Raw genomic sequence first — 16,586 nt, forward strand, 5'->3', positions numbered from 1 at the left:
GCTGGGCAACCGCACTAAACCTATTCCGTAAGGGTGTGCAGGTGGCTATTCACCGCGGTGGGGCCCTGGCATAGGCTCAATGCAGTTCCATCCATCCGTCCCGGCCTCCGCCCGGGCGCCGATGGCTCCTACGAAAGAGGTTGCACACCGTGGTCCAGACCTTGCAAAACTTCATCAACGGCACGTTCGTCACGCCGGCCGGCACCGCCCTGCTGGATGTGGTCAACCCCGCCAACGGCGAAGTGGTGGCACACGCCCCCGTTTCCGTGCAGGCCGACGTCGACGCCGCGATGGCTGCCGCGAAGGACGCATTCCGGACCTGGAAGCACGTCACCCCCGGCCAGCGCCAGCTGATGCTGCTCAAGCTCGCCGACGCCATCGAGGCCAACAGCGACGAACTCGTCGAGGCACAGCACCGCAACACCGGCCAGGTGCGCTCCCTGATCGCCTCCGAGGAAATCGCCGCCGGCGCAGACCAGCTCCGCTTCTTCGCCGGTGCCGCCCGCATCCTGGAAGGCAAATCCGCCGGCGAGTACTTCGAGGGCCACACCTCCTATGTCCGCCGCGAACCCATCGGCGTGGTGGCCCAGGTGGCGCCGTGGAACTACCCGTTCCTGATGGCCATCTGGAAGATCGGCCCCGCCCTGGCCGCCGGCAACACCGTGGTCCTCAAGCCCTCAGACACCACGCCGGAGTCCACCCTGGTGCTGGCCCGCCTCGCCGGAGAGATCTTCCCGGCCGGCGTCCTAAACGTTGTCCTGGGCACCGGCGAAACCGGGGCCATGATGGTGGAGCACAAGGTCCCCGGCCTGGTGTCCATCACCGGCTCCGTGCGCGCCGGCATTGCCGTCGCCTCTGGTGCCGCCAAGGGGCTCAAGCGCGCGCACCTGGAGCTGGGCGGGAAGGCTCCGGCCATCGTGTTCAAGGACGCGGACATCAAGAAGAGCGCCGCGGCCATCGCCGAGTTTGCCTTCTTCAACGCCGGCCAGGACTGCACCGCCATCACCAGGGTGCTCGTGGAGGAGTCAGTGCACGACGACGTCGTGGCAGCCATGGTGGAGCACACCAAGACCCTGCACACGGGCTCGCAGAACGACGAGGACAACTACTTCGGCCCGCTGAACAACATCAACCACTTCAACGCGGTCACCTCTGTGGTGGAGAACCTGCCGGAGAACTGCCGGATCGAAACCGGCGGCCACCGGGCGGGGGAGAAGGGCTTCTTCTTCGAACCAACCATCATCACCGGCGCCAAGCAGACCGACGACGTAGTGCAGAAGGAAACCTTCGGCCCGGTCATTACCGTGCAGAAATTCAGCACCGAAGCCGAAGCCGTGGAACTGGCCAACGACGTCGAATACGCCCTGGCCTCCAGCGTCTGGACCACCAACCACGGTACCGCCATGCGGCTGAGCCGGGACCTGGACTTCGGTGCCGTTTGGATCAACACCCACATCCTGCTCACCGCCGAAATGCCCCACGGCGGCTTCAAGCAGTCCGGCTACGGCAAGGACCTCTCCATGTACGGCGTGGAGGACTACACCCGCATCAAGCACGTCATGTCCGCCCTCGACGCCTGACCAGTTTCCGCGGGTTGGGCTCTCCGAAAACCGCGGTTTCGGCAAGCCCAACCACCAGCACAGAAAGAACCCCAATGACCACCACCGCATCAGACATCACCTACCGGCTCGAGCAGAAGCGCAACGTCCAGGCCGACTTCCCGGGCCCCAAGTCCGTGGCATTGACCGAGCGCCGCAAGTCCGTGGTGGCTGCCGGCGTCGCCTCCAGCGTCCCGGTCTACGTTGCAGACGCCGACGGCGGCATCATCCATGACGTCGACGGCAACTCCTTCATCGACCTCGGCTCTGGCATCGCCGTGACCAGCGTGGGTGCCTCCGACCCCGCCGTCGTCGGTGCCGTCAAGGAAGCGGTGGAGCACTTCACCCACACCTGCTTCATGGTCACCCCGTACGAAGGCTACGTCGCGGTCGCCGAGCAGCTGAACCGCCTCACCCCGGGTGACCACGAAAAGCGCACCGTCCTCTTCAACTCCGGCGCCGAGGCCGTGGAGAACGCCGTCAAGGTGGCCCGCCTGGCAACCGGGCGGGACGCCGTCGTCGCCTTCGACCACGCCTACCACGGCCGCACCAACCTGACCATGGCGCTGACCGCCAAGGCCATGCCGTACAAGACCAACTTCGGCCCGTTCGCCCCTGAGGTCTACCGGATGCCCATGAGCTACCCGTACCGCGAGGAGAACCCCTCCATCACCGGTGCCGAGGCCGCCAAGCGCGCCATCACCATGATCGAAAAGCAGATCGGCGGGGACCAGGTTGCCGCGATCATCATCGAACCCATCCAGGGCGAGGGCGGCTTCATCGTCCCGGCCGAAGGCTTCCTGCCGGCGCTGGCCGCCTGGGCCAAGGACAAGGGCATCGTCTTCATCGCGGACGAGGTCCAGTCCGGTTTCTGCCGCACCGGTGAATGGTTCGCCGTGAATCACGAGGGCGTCGTCCCGGACATCATCACCATGGCCAAGGGCATCGCCGGCGGCATGCCGCTGTCCGCGATCACCGGCCGCGCCGACCTCCTCGACGCCGTCCACCCCGGCGGCCTGGGCGGCACCTACGGCGGCAACCCCGTGGCGTGCGCCGCGGCGCTGGCGTCCATCGGGTCCATGGAGGAATACGACCTCAACGGCCGTGCCCGCCACATCGAGGAACTCGCACTGGGCCGGCTCCGCGACCTGCAGTCCGACCTGGCTGCTGCCGGAACCGCCGTCATCGGCGACGTCCGTGGCCGCGGTGCCATGCTCGCCGTCGAGCTCGTCCAGGCCGGTTCCACGGAACCCAACCCAGAGCTGACCAAGGCCGTGGCCGCCGCCTGCCTCAAGGAAGGCGTCATCATCCTCACCTGTGGCACCTACGGAAACGTCATCCGCCTGCTGCCCCCGCTGGTCATCACCGACGAGCTGCTCAACGACGGGCTGGATGTCCTGGCCGCGGCGATCAAGGCCAACGCCTAACCGGAACGACTCCCTCCGGCAACGCAAAGAAGGTGGGCTCCCCATTGGGGAGCCCACCTTCTTTGTGCCCGGGCAGCCTTTTCAGGCTGCGGCGCGGAGCGCGGCCCTTCGGACCAGCGAGTTCCGGCGTGCCGTCCGCAGCATGTCCACCGTGAGCAGCAGCAGGGCCAGCCACACCACTCCAAACCCGATCCAACGCTCCACGGTCATGGCCTCCCGGAAGACCAGCAGGGCCACCAGGAACTGCAGCACCGGCGCGAAGTATTGCAGCAAGCCGATGGTGGTCATCGGCAGCCGCCGGGCGGAGGCGCCGAAGAAGAGCAGCGGAACCGCGGTGATGACGCCGGAGGCCAGCAGCAGCCAGAAGTGCCCCGCCCCCTGCGTGGTCAGCGTGGCGGTGCCGCCGGCGGCCAGGACAACCATCGCCACAGCGGCCAGCGGGGCCAGGACCATGGTTTCCACGCTGAGGCTGGTAATGGCGTCCACCCTGGAGCCCACCCGGTTCTTGACGAACCCGTACAGTCCGAAGCTGAATGCCAGTGTCAGGGCGATCCAGGGAAGTTTTCCGTACGAGTAGGTCAGCACGCCCACGGCGATGAAGCCGACGCCGACGGCGGCCCACTGGAGCGGCCGGAGGCGTTCCTTTAGCACGAACACGCCCAGCAAAACGGAAACGAGCGGGTTGATGAAGTAGCCCAGCGAGGTTTCCACTGCCTGCCCGGTGGTCACGCCGTAGGTGTAGGTCAACCAGTTGATCGCGATCAGGAACGCCGCCAACGCGAGCGGAGCGAACACCCGCCGATCCCTCACCGCGGCCGCAAGCACGCTCCAGGTCCGGGTCACCGTGATCAGGAGGGCGCAGAACAACAGCGACCACAGCACGCGGTTGGCCACGATTTCGACGGCGCCGGCTGGCATGAGGATGAAGAAGTACAGGGGGAGCAGCCCCCACAAAACGTACGCGCCGATGCCGAAGAGCATGCCCGCCGTCGTGTCCTTTGCAACGGCCTTGGGGCCCGTGGTGGCCGCGGGCTTCTGCCCTGGGGCCGGGGACGTGGTGAGTGGGGCGGCGTGGGACGTTCGTTCTGGAATGGGCACGATGTCCATAACAGCAGTCCCGGGACAGGTATTCCACCCCGAACACGGGCAAACCGCAAAACAATCAGTAGGCTTTCTTTTATGACATCCGCTAACCGGCCATCCGGCGCCCGATGAGACTCCGGCGCAGCAACGCCTCCGGCCGCGGCTACCGCAGGGTGGCTGCAGGAACAGGCTTCAGTTACCGGGACCTTGACGGTTCCACCCTGCCGCCCGGACCCGTGCGGGACCGGCTGGAAAGCATCGGCATTCCCCCTGCGTGGACCGACGTCTGGATCGCCCCGTTCGAGAACGGCCACATCCAGGCCACCGGCCTGGACGCAGTGGGGCGGCGCCAGTACATCTACCATCCTGAGTGGCGCGAGCGGAAGGACCGGGTGAAGTTCGACCGGTCCCTGCAGCTGGCCGAATCGCTGCCCGTGGCCCGGCGCCGGGTCACCATGGACCTGCGAAGCGAGGGTTTCAGCCGTGAACGCGTCCTGGCGGCAGCCTTCCGGATGCTTGACAGCGGATCCCTGCGGGTCGGCTCCGAGCGCTACACCAACGAAAACGGCAGCCGCGGCCTGGCCACGCTGCTGTGTGCCCACGTCCGGGTGCGCAAAGACAGGATCCTGCTGAGCTTTCCGGCCAAGAGCGGCAAGGACTGGGAATCGGAAATCCGCGATCCCGACCTCGCCGACCTTTTGCGCCTGCTTAAGCGGCGCGGGTCCAACGCGCGGCTCCTCGCCTACAAGGAGGGCCGCACCTGGCGGCCCGTGACCAGCGCGGACATCAACGCCTACGTCAAGGAGCGGACCGGGTCCGACTTCACGGCCAAGGACTTCCGGACCTTGCGGGGAACGGCTGCCGCAGCGGCCAGCCTGGCACGCACCGGCGCCCTGCGCACGGCCGCCAAGCGGAAGCGCGCCATCAGCCGGGCCATGGTGGAGGCCGCGGAGACCCTGGGAAACACCCCCTCGATCGCCCGCAAGAGCTACGTGGACCCCCGCGTGGTGGACCACTACCATGACGGCGAAACCATAGATCCGAAGCGGCTGGACTCCGCCGAAGCCGAACTCCGGGCACTCCTGTACCGGGAAGGCCAGGTGGTGCCCCTGGCCGCCAACTAGAATGGGGCCTTGTGCGTTGCACCATGCAGCGCATGAATCATGAGCAGGACCAGTTCAGAAGGGCTCCCGGTGACCAATCACAGCGAATCCGCCGCCAACCGTCCGCTCCGCGTCGCCATCATCGGCGCGGGACCGGCAGGAGTCTATGCTGCGGACATCCTCACCAAGTCCAGCGGCGTCAAGGACGGCGACTTCCAGGTCAGCATCGACCTCTTCGAGGCTTACCCGGCACCGTACGGGCTGATCCGGTATGGCGTGGCCCCGGACCATCCCCGGATCAAAGGCATCGTCAACGCCCTGCACAAGGTCCTGGACCGCGGCGACATCCGGTTCCTGGGCAACGTGACCTACGGCCGCGACCTCACCCTGCACGATTTCCGCGCTTTCTACGACGCCGTGATCTTTTCCACCGGCGCGGTCAAGGACGCGGACCTGGACATCCCGGGTATCAACCTCCGTGGTTCCTTTGGCGGAGCGGACTTCGTGTCCTGGTACGACGGGCATCCGGACGTTCCGCGCGAATGGCCCCTGGACGCCAAGGAGATCGCGGTCATCGGCAACGGCAATGTGGCCCTGGACGTGGCCCGCATGCTGGTCAAGCACCCGGAAGAACTGCTCAGTACCGAAATCCCGGACAACGTCTACCAGGGCCTGAAGGCATCTCCCGTTACTGATGTCCACGTCTTCGGCCGCCGCGGGCCCGCCCAGGTCAAGTTCACCCCGCTGGAGTTGCGGGAGCTCAGCCACATGGACGACGTCGACATCGTGCTCTACCCGGAGGATTTCGAATTCGACGACGCCTCGGACGAGGCCATCCGCAGCAACAACCAGATCAAGACCATGGTGAACACCCTTACCAACTGGCTGGTGGAAGAGCACGCCGAAGCCGAGAACCCGTCCTCCCGCAGGCTGCACCTGCACTTCCTGCACAGCCCGGTTGAAGTGCTCGACGACGGCACGGGCAAGGTGGGCGGCATCAAGTTCGAGCGGATGCAGCTGGACGGGACCGGAAACGCCAAGGGCACGGGGGAGTATGTCGAATACCCCGTCCAGGCCGTATACCGCGCCATCGGCTACCACGGCTCAGCGCTTGACGAATTGGAGTATGACGCCAAGCGCGGAGTCATTCCGAACGAGGGCGGCCGTGTCCTGGACGCCGAGGGCAAGCCGGTCCCCGGAATCTACACCACCGGCTGGATCAAGCGCGGCCCCGTCGGCCTGATCGGGCACACCAAGGGCGATGCCCTGGAGACCATCGGGTTCCTGCTGGAGGACCGGTTGAACCTCCCGGCGGCCCGCAACCCGGATCCGCAGGCCATTATCGACCTCCTGGAGGAGCGCGGCGTCGAATACACCACGTGGGAGGGCTGGAACAAGCTCGACGCCCACGAGGCCGGCCTCGGCGCTGCCTGGACCGGCCCCGAAGGGCTGGACCACGTGGTGCGCGAACGCATCAAGGTGGTCCCGCGCGAGGAAATGATCCGCATCTCCCGCGGCTGAGCCTCCGGCCGGCGGGGTTAGAATAGCCGCCACACCCCTGCGCTTTCCGGGAGTTCGATGACGAACCTGATCCAGCCTGAACCGCGCCAGCGTGCCGCGCTGGCCGGACACGAGCGCCTGGACCATGCGTTCGCTGACGCCACCCCTGAAATACCCGGTTTGCGCGCCCTGATCCGCGAATCCTGGCTGCGGTCCGCCCGTTTCAAAGCGAACCCGGACAACGCCGCCGCGCCCCTGGCGTTCGACTGGGATGAACTGGAGGACTACCGCCGCCGGCACCCCTTGGCCGCGATCATGCCGGTCATCAACAAACTGCTGGTGCAACCCAGCCACGACAGCGGGCTCCTGGTGGCCGTCGGGGACGAAGTGGGCAGGCTCCTCTGGGTGGACGGCGATCCCGCGCTCCAGCGCCGGGCTGAAGGCATGATGTTCGTCGCCGGCGCCAACTGGTCCGAAGCGAGCGTGGGCACCAGCGCACCCGGAACGGCACTCGCCCTGGGCAGGGGAATCCAGATCTCCGGCGCAGAGCACTACCAGCGCGCCGTCCACCCCTGGAGCTGCACCGCCGTTCCGTTCCACGACCCCGACTCGGGAGCTGTCCTCGGCGTCGTGGACATCACCGGGACGGCTACCGCGGTGGCGCCGCACACCTTGTCGCTGGTCGAAGCAACGGTAGCGGCCGCGCAGGCGCAACTGCGGGTGGAGCGCCTGCAGCACGCGGCAGAACTGGCAAGGAAACCCGTCCGACGCCGGAGCCCGGCTGCGGCGGCCGGGCAGGGCCGCGGTGCCACGGGAGGCAGCCTCTACCGGAACAGCCTGCAGCTGCTGGGCCGCGACCAGGCACTCCTCAGCCTCGGAGGAAAGACGGTTGCCCTGTCCGCCCGGCACAGCGAAATCCTTGCCCTGCTGTGCATGCATCCGGACGGGCTCACCGCCGAGGAACTCAGTTCTTTGCTGTACCCGGGGGAGGGCTCCACCATGACGCTCCGGGCCGAGATGGTGCGCCTGCGCAAGGTGATTCAGCAGCTCAGCCCCGAGGCCGTCCCCGGCTCGCGTCCCTACCGGCTTCCGGTGGACATCGTGGCCGATACCGGCCAGGTCCTCAGCTGCCTGCAGCGCGGAGCCCACCGGATTGCGCTGGAGATCTACCGGGGCGCGGTGCTGCCCCGCTCCGAGGCCCCCGGTGTCGTGGACCTCAGGAACAAGGTGTCGTCCCTGCTCCGTGAGGCGGTCCTGACGGACGGCAGCGCCGAGTCCCTGCTCAAGTTCGCCGCGCTTCCCGAGGCAGCTGACGACGTCGGCATCCGCCGTGCCGCACTCCGCCTCCTGCCGCCGCGCTCACCCAAGCGGGCCGCCGTCGTCGCTGATCTTGAACGGCTGGAAGCCGAGCTCCGCGCCTGAAACCCGGCCACCCGATGGTTGAGCTCGTCGAAACCGGGGTTCGGCAACCTCAACCACCGTTGCAACCTGGCTGCAACCTCCCGGCTCCTACGCTGTAGGCATCGGCGGGCCCCCAGCGGGCCGGCCTCCTGCACAGCAAAGGAGCTAAGCAATGACCGTTTACGCACAGCCAGGAACCGACGGTTCGAAGGTCACCTTCAAGGACCGGTACGAGAACTGGATTGGTGGCGAATGGGTTGCCCCGGTGAAGGGCCAGTACTTCGAAAACATCACCCCGGTCACGGGCAGGGCCTTCTGCGAGGTGGCCCGCGGCACCGCCGAAGACATCGAGCTGGCGCTGGACGCGGCCCACAAGGCGGCACCATCCTGGGGCAAGACCTCCGTGGCAGAACGGGCCGCCATCCTGAACAAGATCGCGGACCGCATCGACGAAAACCTCGAAATGCTCGCCGTCGCCGAAACCTGGGACAACGGCAAGCCGGTTCGCGAAACCCTCAACGCAGACCTTCCGCTGGCCTCGGACCACTTCCGGTACTTCGCCTCGGCCGTCCGGGCCCAGGAAGGCAGCCTGTCCCAGCTGGATGACAACACCACCGCCTACCACTTCCACGAACCGCTCGGCGTGGTGGGCCAGATCATCCCCTGGAACTTCCCCATCCTGATGGCCGTCTGGAAGCTGGCCCCCGCGCTCGCGGCCGGCAACACCGTGGTGCTCAAGCCCGCCGAGCAGACACCGAGCTCCATCCTGGTCCTGATGGAACTCATCGGCGACCTCCTGCCCGCGGGCGTGATCAACGTGGTCAACGGCTTCGGGGTGGAGGCCGGCAAGCCGCTGGCTTCCAGCTCCCGGATCCGCAAGATCGCGTTCACCGGTGAAACCACCACCGGGCGGCTCATCAGCCAGTACGCCAGCCAGAACCTGATCCCCGTCACCCTGGAACTGGGCGGCAAGAGCCCCAACATCTTCTTCAACGACGTCGCCCAGGAGAACGACGCCTTCTACGACAAGGCGCAGGAGGGCTTCGCCCTGTTCGCCTTCAACCAAGGCGAGGTCTGCACCTGCCCGTCCCGCGCCCTGGTGCAGGAAGACATCTACGAGTCCTTCATGGCCGATGCCGTGGCGCGGGTGGAGAAGATGATCCAGGGCAACCCGCTGGACACCGAAACCCAGGTGGGCGCCCAGGCCTCCAACGACCAGCTGGAGAAGATCCTCTCCTACATCGACATCGGAAAGCAGGAAGGCGCCAAGATCCTCACCGGCGGCGCCCGTGCCGAACTGCCGGGCGACCTGGCAGGCGGCTTCTATGTCCAGCCCACCGTGTTCGAGGGGCACAACAGGATGCGGATCTTCCAGGAGGAGATCTTCGGGCCCGTCGTGGCCGTGACAAGGTTCAGCGACTTCAACGACGCCATGGGCATCGCCAACGACACCCTCTACGGCCTGGGCGCCGGCGTATGGTCGCGCAACGGCAACGTGGCCTACCGCGCCGGCCGGGAAATCCAGGCCGGACGCGTCTGGGTCAACAACTACCACGCCTATCCGGCCGGTGCCGCCTTCGGCGGGTACAAGTCCTCCGGCATCGGCCGGGAAAACCACGCCATGATGCTGGACCACTACCAGCAGACCAAGAACCTGCTGGTCAGCTACGACGAGAACAAGCTGGGCTTCTTCTAGGCCCAGCCGCACCACCTCCACTACAACGACGCAAGGATTTCGCCAATGACGACGACAATGCAAGCAGCAGTAGTAACCGAATTCGGCACCGAACTGTCCGTCCACGACATCGACGTTCCGGTGCCCGGGCCCGGGCAGGCACTGGTCAAGGTGCTCACCACCGGCGTCTGCCACACGGACCTGCACGCCGCGGAGGGCGACTGGCCGGTGAAGCCCACTCCGCCGTTCGTTCCCGGCCATGAAGGTGTGGGCGAAGTGGTGGCCCTGGGCGAGGGCGTCACCGACCTCGCACTCGGCGACCTCGTGGGCAACGCCTGGCTCTGGTCCGCCTGCGGCGACTGCCAGTACTGCCGCACCGGCTGGGAAACACTGTGCGAGTCGCAACAGAACGGCGGCTACAGCGTGGACGGCTCTTTCGGGGAGTACATGCTCGTGGACTCGCGCTTCGCGGCCCGCATACCGGCGGGATCCGACCCCGTCGAGGTGGCGCCGGTGCTCTGTGCCGGCGTCACCGTTTATAAAGGCCTGAAGATGACCGAGGCGACGCCGGGCCAATGGGTCACCATCTCCGGCATCGGTGGCCTGGGCCATATCGCCGTCCAATACGCAGTGGCCATGGGCCTGCGTGTCGCCGCGGTGGATATCGCCGATGACAAACTCGCCTTGGCCAAGACCCACGGCGCCGAAGTGACGGTGAACGCCTTGCATGAAGACCCGGCGGAAGTGATCCAACGGGAAACAGGAGGCTGCCATGGAGTCCTGGTTACTGCGGTGCACCCGTCAGCGTTCGGGCAGGCGATCGGGATGGCCCGCCGCGGTGGCACCATCGTGTTCAACGGTCTGCCGCCTGGGGACTTTCCGGCGCCGATTTTCGACATTGTGCTCAAGGGGTTGACGGTCCGCGGCTCGATCGTCGGCACCCGGCAGGATCTGGCGGAAGCCCTGGATTTCTACGCCCGGGGGAAGATCCACCCCACGGTCTCCGTGCGGGAGCTTTCCGAGGTCAACGCCGTGTTCGACGAGATGAAGCACGCCAAGATCGACGGCCGCGTGGTGCTGAAGTTCTGATGCCTATCCATGGGCTTGAGGCCGCCGTGACGCTGCCCGGGGAAGACTTCTCCCGGGTGGCGCTCACACCCGCGGCCGTGGACCTCCTGCGGATGCTCTGGGAGCGGCACGGTCCGCTCATGTTCCACCAGTCGGGCGGCTGCTGTGACGGGTCCTCGCCAATGTGCTACCCGGCAGGGGATTTCATCACCGGGGATTCGGACGTCCTGCTGGGGCTGTTCGACCTGTCGGACGGAGTGCAGCCCCTGCCCCTGGAGTTCTGGATGTCCCGGGAACAGTTCAATTACTGGAGCCACACGCATCTGACTGTCGACGTTGTTCCGGGCCGGGGAAGCGGCTTTTCCGTGGAGGCGCCCGAGGGCAAACGCTTCCTGATCCGCTCAACCCTGATGGACTGGCCCGTCTAGGAAGTTCGGCCAAGATGCTCCGGGGCTCTCCATCAGGAGGGCCCCGGATGCGTTGGCGGAATATAGTTCGGGCTTTTGGCCGTCTCACTATTCGGGACAATTGGGACCGTCCAGTGGATGGACACTATCGTTGATAGGTCTGTTTCCATCACATACCAGGATTGTGACCCCCAATGAATCTTCTGCGGACAAAATCAATCGAGCAATCGATCGCTGACGCCGATGAACCCGGACGCAAGCTCAAGCGCTCCCTCAGCACCTGGGACCTTATGATCATGGGCGTCGCCGTTGCAGTGGGCGCCGGCATCTTTTCCGTTGGCGCCAAGGCTGCCGCGAACTTCGCCGGCCCCGCCGTCACGCTGTCCTTCGCCATCGCCGCCGTCACCTGCGCGCTGGCCATCATGTGCTACGCCGAGTTCGCCACCGCCATCCCCGTGGCCGGTTCGGCCTATGTCTTCACGTATGCCACCATGGGCGAACTCCTTGCCTGGATCATCGGCTGGAACCTGATCCTGGAGTTGTTCACCGCCGCCGCCGTGATCGCCAAATACTGGGGCATCTACCTCAGCAAGGTCTTCGCTCTCACCGGGGCCGACATTCCGCCCGCCATCTCCCTGGGCGGCGTGGACCTCTACTGGGGTGCCTTCCTGATCGTGGCCATCTTCACCGTGCTGCTGGTCCTGGGCACCAAGCTCTCCGCCCGGGTTGGCAACATCTTCACCATGATCAAGATCGGCGTGGTGCTCTTCGTGATCGTGGTGGGCTTCACCTATGTCAAGGTTGAAAACTACACCCCGTTCGTTCCCGCGGCAGAGCCCACCGCAAGCACCGGCGGCGCGGATGTGCTGAAGCAGTCCTTCTTCGGTTTCCTTACCGGTGCTGCCCCGGCCCAGTACGGCACCTTGGGCATCTTCGCCGGTGCCGCCCTGGTGTTCTTCGCCTTCATCGGATTCGACGTGGTGGCTACCTCGGCCGAGGAAGTCAAGAACCCGCAGAAGACCCTTCCCCGGGGCATCTTCGGCGGCCTGGCCCTGGTCACGCTGCTGTACATCCTGGTGTCACTGGCGCTGACCGGGATGGTGTCCTACACCCAGCTGGCCGAGGCCAAGAGCCCCACCCTCACCACCGCCTTCGAGGCGGTCGGCGACACGTCGGCCGCCAAGGTCATCGCCTTCGGATCCCTGGTGGGCCTGACCACCGTGATCATGGTGCTCCTCATGGGCCTGTCCCGCGTGGTGCTCGCCATGAGCCGCGATGGCCTGCTGCCCCGGGCCCTGTCCAAGACCAGCGAAAAGCGTTCGACGCCGGCGCGCCTCCAGATCATCTGCGGCGCCGCGGTAGCCCTTGTTGCGGGCCTTACCAACGTGGACCTGCTGGAGGAAATGATCAACATCGGTACGCTCTCCGCGTTCGTGGTGGTGAGCCTGGGAATCCTGGTGCTCCGCAAGAAGCGCCCGGACCTGAAGCCGGCCTTCCGTGTCCCGTTCGGCAAGGTGCTGCCGGTTGTCTCCGCCGTCCTGTGCCTGTACCTCATGACCAACCTCGCCGTGGAGACCTGGATCTTCTTTGCCATCTGGCTGGTCATCGGCCTGGCCATCTACTTTGCCTACGGCCAGCGCCACTCGCGGCTCAACGAGCGCTTCGCTGAAGCCAACGCGGCCGTCAACAGCCGTCCCGGCACCGCAGAGGCAGCTGATGCGTCAGATGACGAGGACGAGCTGTCCCGGACCTAAGGTCCCTTCACCCGCAAGAACTGCCCGCCCGGCTCCTGCCGGGCGGGCAGCGGCGTTTCCGGCTCCTAGGATGGAGGTATGGCACGTCCCTCCCGTTCAGAACGCAAAACTGAACTGCTCGCTGCCATCCTTGACTACCTGATGGACAAGACCCTGGCCGAGCTGAGCTTCCGGGGCCTCGCCGAGGGCCTGGGGATGAGCTCCTACACGCTGGTGTACCACTTCGGCAGCCGGGAACAATTGATCAACGACATCGTGGTGTCCATCGAGTCGCGCCTGGACCGGATGCGCAATACCGATGTCCGCGATATTGACCGGGACGCGTGGCGGGCATTCCTGCTCGACTCGTGGCAGTGGACCATGGCCCAGCGGAACCGGCACCTGACCCGGCTCGAATTCGAGGCCACGGCGCAGGACATTGTGGCTGCCACGCCCCGGGGCACGGCGCAGGAGCATTTCCGCCTGCTGCACCACAAGACCCGCGACTGGCTGATGGTCCAGGGCATTCCCGAAGAGTACGCGGACACCGATGCCAGGCTCTTTACGTCCACCTTCTACGGCCTGCAGTTCGATTTCGTGGTGATGAACCAGCCCGATGCCGCCACCAAAGCCTTCGAACTCATGCTGGCCGTGTTCTTCAACAACCTCGAGACGCGCCTCGAAGCCGCAACACAGCACCCCGCAGCACAGCATCCGGCAGCACAGCACCCCGCAGCACCATAGGCCGGAGGGTGTCAGGGGGCTGCGTAGCGGCCCACCCACTCTACGAGCGGACGGAGTTTCCGCCACCGTTCTTCAATCTCAGCCTTGGCGTCCGGTGTGGAAACCCACCCCGGCTGGCCTACCTCGACCCCGGCGGACAGCGATTTGTGCTTGAGGAGCTCGGCGCGGGGGTGGTCTCTCGCGAAACCCCGCGGGACGGTCTTCAGTTTCTCGCCCTCAATGGCAAAACCTGCTCCGGTCACGGCATCCACGATGTCCTGCAGCGCGGACCCGCTTGCGGAAGCGTCGGCGGCCGATCGGAACCGGGCCAGCTGGGCAGGGGTGTGGGAATGTTAGCCGCCGCCGATCAACAGTCCGTCCGCATTGATCTGGAGATAGAAACCGACGCCTTCCTGGCGTGCGGCGTATGCTCCCTGGGCGGTTTTGTACGGCGACTTGTCCAGTGAAAAGCGGATGTCCCGGTTGGGACGGAACAGCTTGGCGGGGCCAAACTCGGGCTCCAGCTCGGAGAGAAGGGCGGTGAGCGGCTGTTTCACCGCCTGCTCATACGTCGCCTTGTGTTCCTGCCACCAGTCGCGGTTGTTGTTCTCTTCCAGCTGCGCGTAGAAGCCAAAGGCCTCGGGTGGAATGCCTGCGAAAGTGCTCATGTAGGGAGCCTAGGACTGCCTGCCGCAACCGGCCAGATCCCGTGGGCGTATGTGCAAAAACACCTGCCGGACAGCAGAACACCCCGTTCCCGGCAGTCCGGGAACGGGGTGTTCTGTGGCCCGCGGGCCTGAAGGCGGTACTAGCCGACCTTGTTGGCGGACTCTGCGGCCGACGTCGGAGCGGAGGGGGCATCCCCTGCGCCGAGGTTGGCGCGCAGCTTGGCGCCGAGTTCGGCGTCGACGTTGGTCCAGTACTGGATGGCCCGTTCCTTGATGTCGGCGCTCTTGACGCCGCCCACTGCACCGGAGATGGTCTCCAGGAACCGGGCCTTGGCGGCCTCGTCGTAGACCTCGCGGTACAGCGCACCGGCCTGCACGAAGTCGCTGTCCTCCGCGTGGAGGGAGTGCGCGGCAAGGGTCAGCTCGCCGTCGTTCTCCCAGCCGCCGGCCGGGTTCTGCGGCTCAACCGCAGCGGGGCCGCCCACGGAGTTCGGTGCATAGACCGGAACCGACGGGGCGTTGAACAGGTAGCGACCGGCGCCGTCCTGGCTGTAGTTGTTGACCTGGTTCTTGGGCTGGTTCACCGGGATCTGGGCGTGGTTGGTGCCCACGCGGTAGCGGTGCGCATCGGCGTAGGAGAAGATGCGGGCCTGCAGCATCTTGTCCGGCGAGGCGGCAATGCCGGGGACGAAGTTCGACGGCGCAAAGGTGGCCTGCTCGATCTGCGCGAAGTAGTTCTCCGGATTGCGGTTCAGTTCCATGGTGCCAACCTTGATCAGCGGGTAGTCGCCGTGCGGCCACACCTTGGTCAGGTCGAAGGGGTTGAACCGGTAGGTCTTGGCGTCCTCGTACGGCATCACCTGGACGTGCAGGTCCCAGGAGGGGAAGTTGCCGGCGGCGATGTTCTCGGACAGGTCGCGGATGTAGAAGTCCGCGTCGGAACCGGCCAGCTGCTCAGCCTGCTCGCTGGTCATGGAGTTCACGCCCTGGTTGGACTTGAAGTGGTACTTGACCCAGAAGCGCTCGCCTGCGGCGTTGATCCACTGGTAGGTGTGTGAGCCGTAGCCCTGCATTTCGCGCCACGAGGCAGGCAGGCCGCGGTCACCCATGAGCCAGGTGACCTGGTGTGCGGACTCGGGGGACAGGGTCCAGAAGTCCCACTGCATGTCGGCGTCGCGCAGGTGCGTGCCCGGGAGGCGCTTCTGCGAGTGGATGAAGTCCGGGAACTTGATGCCGTCGCGGATGAAGAAGACGGGGGTGTTATTGCCCACGAGGTCGTAGTTGCCCTCGGTGGTGTAGAACTTCACGGCAAATCCGCGGGGATCGCGCCAGGTGTCCGGTGAACCGTTCTCGCCGGCGACGGAGGAGAAGCGGATCAGCATCTCGGTCTCGGCGCCCGGCTGCAGGAACGCGGCCTTGGTGTACTTGGAGATGTCCTCAGTGGCCTTGAACGTGCCGAATGCGCCGCCGCCCTTGGCGTGCACTACACGCTCCGGAACCCGTTCGCGGTTGAACTGGGCAAGCTTTTCGATGAGGTAGTGGTCGGTCAGGATGATGGCACCGTCGGCACCAACTGACTTCGAGTGAGCGTCGGACGTAACCGGCGCACCTGACTGGGTTGTGGAAACGGCAGTCATTGTTCTCCTATTTCTCTTTTTCTTGCGAGGGACTATGGGGAGGAAGTTGCTGGGCCCGCTGGCAGTCCTGGCAGATGCCCTGGTACATGACGTCCGCGATCTGGATGGTCATGGGCTTGGCGTCAGGGTTCCAGTGGGGCGTGAGGCACGGGGCATGGCCGACGGCGCAGTCCACGTCCTCCACCCGCCCGCAGCTGATGCAGATGGCGTGGTGGTGGTTGTCGCCCACGCGTGTCTCGTACAGCGCGGGGGAGTGCGGGGGCTCGAAGCGGCGCAGCATGTGCAGGTCCGTCAGGTCGCCCAGGACCACGTAGACAGACTGAGCCGTCAGCTCGGGCAGTTCGGCCCGGGCGGCGGCCAGGATGCTTTCGGCAGGTGAATGCGGGTGGCGTTCGACGGCGGCCAGCACAGCGAGCCGCTGCTTGGTCACCCTGCGGCCGTGGGCGCGCAGGGCCGCAGCCCAAGCGTCCTGGCCGTCAAAGTGCTCCGTCATGGCTCCATTCAAACACTTATTTTGAATTTATCGCAATAAGGCGCGGCTAACCTCCCGCCAATTCCTGGTG

Annotated in this window: 13 protein-coding genes and 1 pseudogene; 10 read left to right on the plus strand and 4 right to left on the minus strand. The window is 65.9% G+C overall.

The genetic code is table 11. The features are described 5' to 3' along the window. Nucleotides 1-149 precede the first annotated feature (149 nt). Together DC347_RS02160 and gabT are read left to right on the plus strand one after the other, a co-directional pair. Nucleotides 150-1,580 carry an aminobutyraldehyde dehydrogenase gene (locus DC347_RS02160; protein ID WP_109044309.1) on the plus strand — a complete coding sequence of 477 codons (1,431 nt, stop codon included), beginning with the start codon at nucleotides 150-152 and terminating at the stop codon, nucleotides 1,578-1,580. A gap of 74 nt (nucleotides 1,581-1,654) precedes the next feature. Continuing rightward, on the plus strand, nucleotides 1,655-3,025 hold the full coding sequence (gabT, locus tag DC347_RS02165) for a 4-aminobutyrate--2-oxoglutarate transaminase (protein WP_018760556.1): 1,371 nt from the start codon (nucleotides 1,655-1,657) through the stop codon (nucleotides 3,023-3,025). A gap of 81 nt (nucleotides 3,026-3,106) precedes the next feature. Here the strand turns inward: gabT and rarD are convergent, their stop codons facing one another. Next, a complete protein-coding gene (rarD, locus tag DC347_RS02170; protein ID WP_109044310.1) occupies nucleotides 3,107-4,132 on the minus strand; it encodes an EamA family transporter RarD in 1,026 nt (341 codons plus the stop codon). A 104-nt stretch (nucleotides 4,133-4,236) separates the two neighbouring features. Here rarD and DC347_RS02175 point away from each other — a divergent pair, with 104 nt between their 5' ends. From DC347_RS02175 to DC347_RS02210, 8 genes are all read left to right on the plus strand, one after another. Next, nucleotides 4,237-5,232, plus strand: a complete 996-nt coding sequence (locus DC347_RS02175) for a DNA topoisomerase IB (RefSeq protein WP_018760554.1) — start codon at nucleotides 4,237-4,239, stop codon at nucleotides 5,230-5,232. Between the two features lie 69 nt (nucleotides 5,233-5,301). After that, nucleotides 5,302-6,732: an FAD-dependent oxidoreductase gene (locus DC347_RS02180; protein WP_109044417.1), complete on the plus strand. Its 1,431-nt coding sequence runs from the start codon at nucleotides 5,302-5,304 to the stop codon at nucleotides 6,730-6,732. Between the two features lie 57 nt (nucleotides 6,733-6,789). Then, entirely contained in the window at nucleotides 6,790-8,133 is a 1,344-nt protein-coding gene (locus DC347_RS02185; RefSeq protein ID WP_109044311.1) for a helix-turn-helix domain-containing protein, read from the plus strand. A 151-nt stretch (nucleotides 8,134-8,284) separates the two neighbouring features. Further along, a complete protein-coding gene (locus DC347_RS02190; protein ID WP_109044312.1) occupies nucleotides 8,285-9,808 on the plus strand; it encodes an aldehyde dehydrogenase family protein in 1,524 nt (507 codons plus the stop codon). A 45-nt stretch (nucleotides 9,809-9,853) separates the two neighbouring features. Then, a complete protein-coding gene (gene adhP, locus DC347_RS02195) occupies nucleotides 9,854-10,876 on the plus strand; it encodes an alcohol dehydrogenase AdhP (RefSeq protein ID WP_026264317.1) in 1,023 nt (340 codons plus the stop codon). Then, complete coding sequence (locus DC347_RS02200) at nucleotides 10,876-11,283, plus strand: DUF779 domain-containing protein (RefSeq protein WP_018760549.1); 408 nt, start codon at nucleotides 10,876-10,878, stop codon at nucleotides 11,281-11,283. Before adhP ends, DC347_RS02200 begins: the two co-directional genes overlap by 1 nt. A gap of 173 nt (nucleotides 11,284-11,456) precedes the next feature. After that, the gene (locus DC347_RS02205; RefSeq protein ID WP_109044313.1) at nucleotides 11,457-13,016 is read left to right on the plus strand and encodes an amino acid permease; all 1,560 of its coding nucleotides are present in this window, start codon (nucleotides 11,457-11,459) and stop codon (nucleotides 13,014-13,016) included. Nucleotides 13,017-13,094: 78 nt separating this feature from the next. After that, nucleotides 13,095-13,739 carry a TetR/AcrR family transcriptional regulator gene (locus tag DC347_RS02210; RefSeq protein WP_109044314.1) on the plus strand — a complete coding sequence of 215 codons (645 nt, stop codon included), beginning with the start codon at nucleotides 13,095-13,097 and terminating at the stop codon, nucleotides 13,737-13,739. 11 nt (nucleotides 13,740-13,750) lie between these two features. Here DC347_RS02210 and DC347_RS02215 read toward each other — a convergent pair. The 3 genes and pseudogenes from DC347_RS02215 to DC347_RS02225 form a co-directional block, all read right to left on the minus strand. Then, nucleotides 13,751-14,386: pseudogene (locus tag DC347_RS02215) on the minus strand (DUF2461 domain-containing protein). A gap of 140 nt (nucleotides 14,387-14,526) precedes the next feature. After that, the gene (locus DC347_RS02220) at nucleotides 14,527-16,023 is read right to left on the minus strand and encodes a catalase (RefSeq protein WP_018760545.1); all 1,497 of its coding nucleotides are present in this window, start codon (nucleotides 16,021-16,023) and stop codon (nucleotides 14,527-14,529) included. A gap of 7 nt (nucleotides 16,024-16,030) precedes the next feature. After that, nucleotides 16,031-16,516: a Fur family transcriptional regulator gene (locus DC347_RS02225; protein ID WP_018760544.1), complete on the minus strand. Its 486-nt coding sequence runs from the start codon at nucleotides 16,514-16,516 to the stop codon at nucleotides 16,031-16,033. Nucleotides 16,517-16,586 lie beyond the last annotated feature (70 nt).

The organism is Pseudarthrobacter sp. AG30 (assembly GCF_003116525.1).
Taxonomy (GTDB): Bacteria; Actinomycetota; Actinomycetes; order Actinomycetales; family Micrococcaceae; genus Arthrobacter.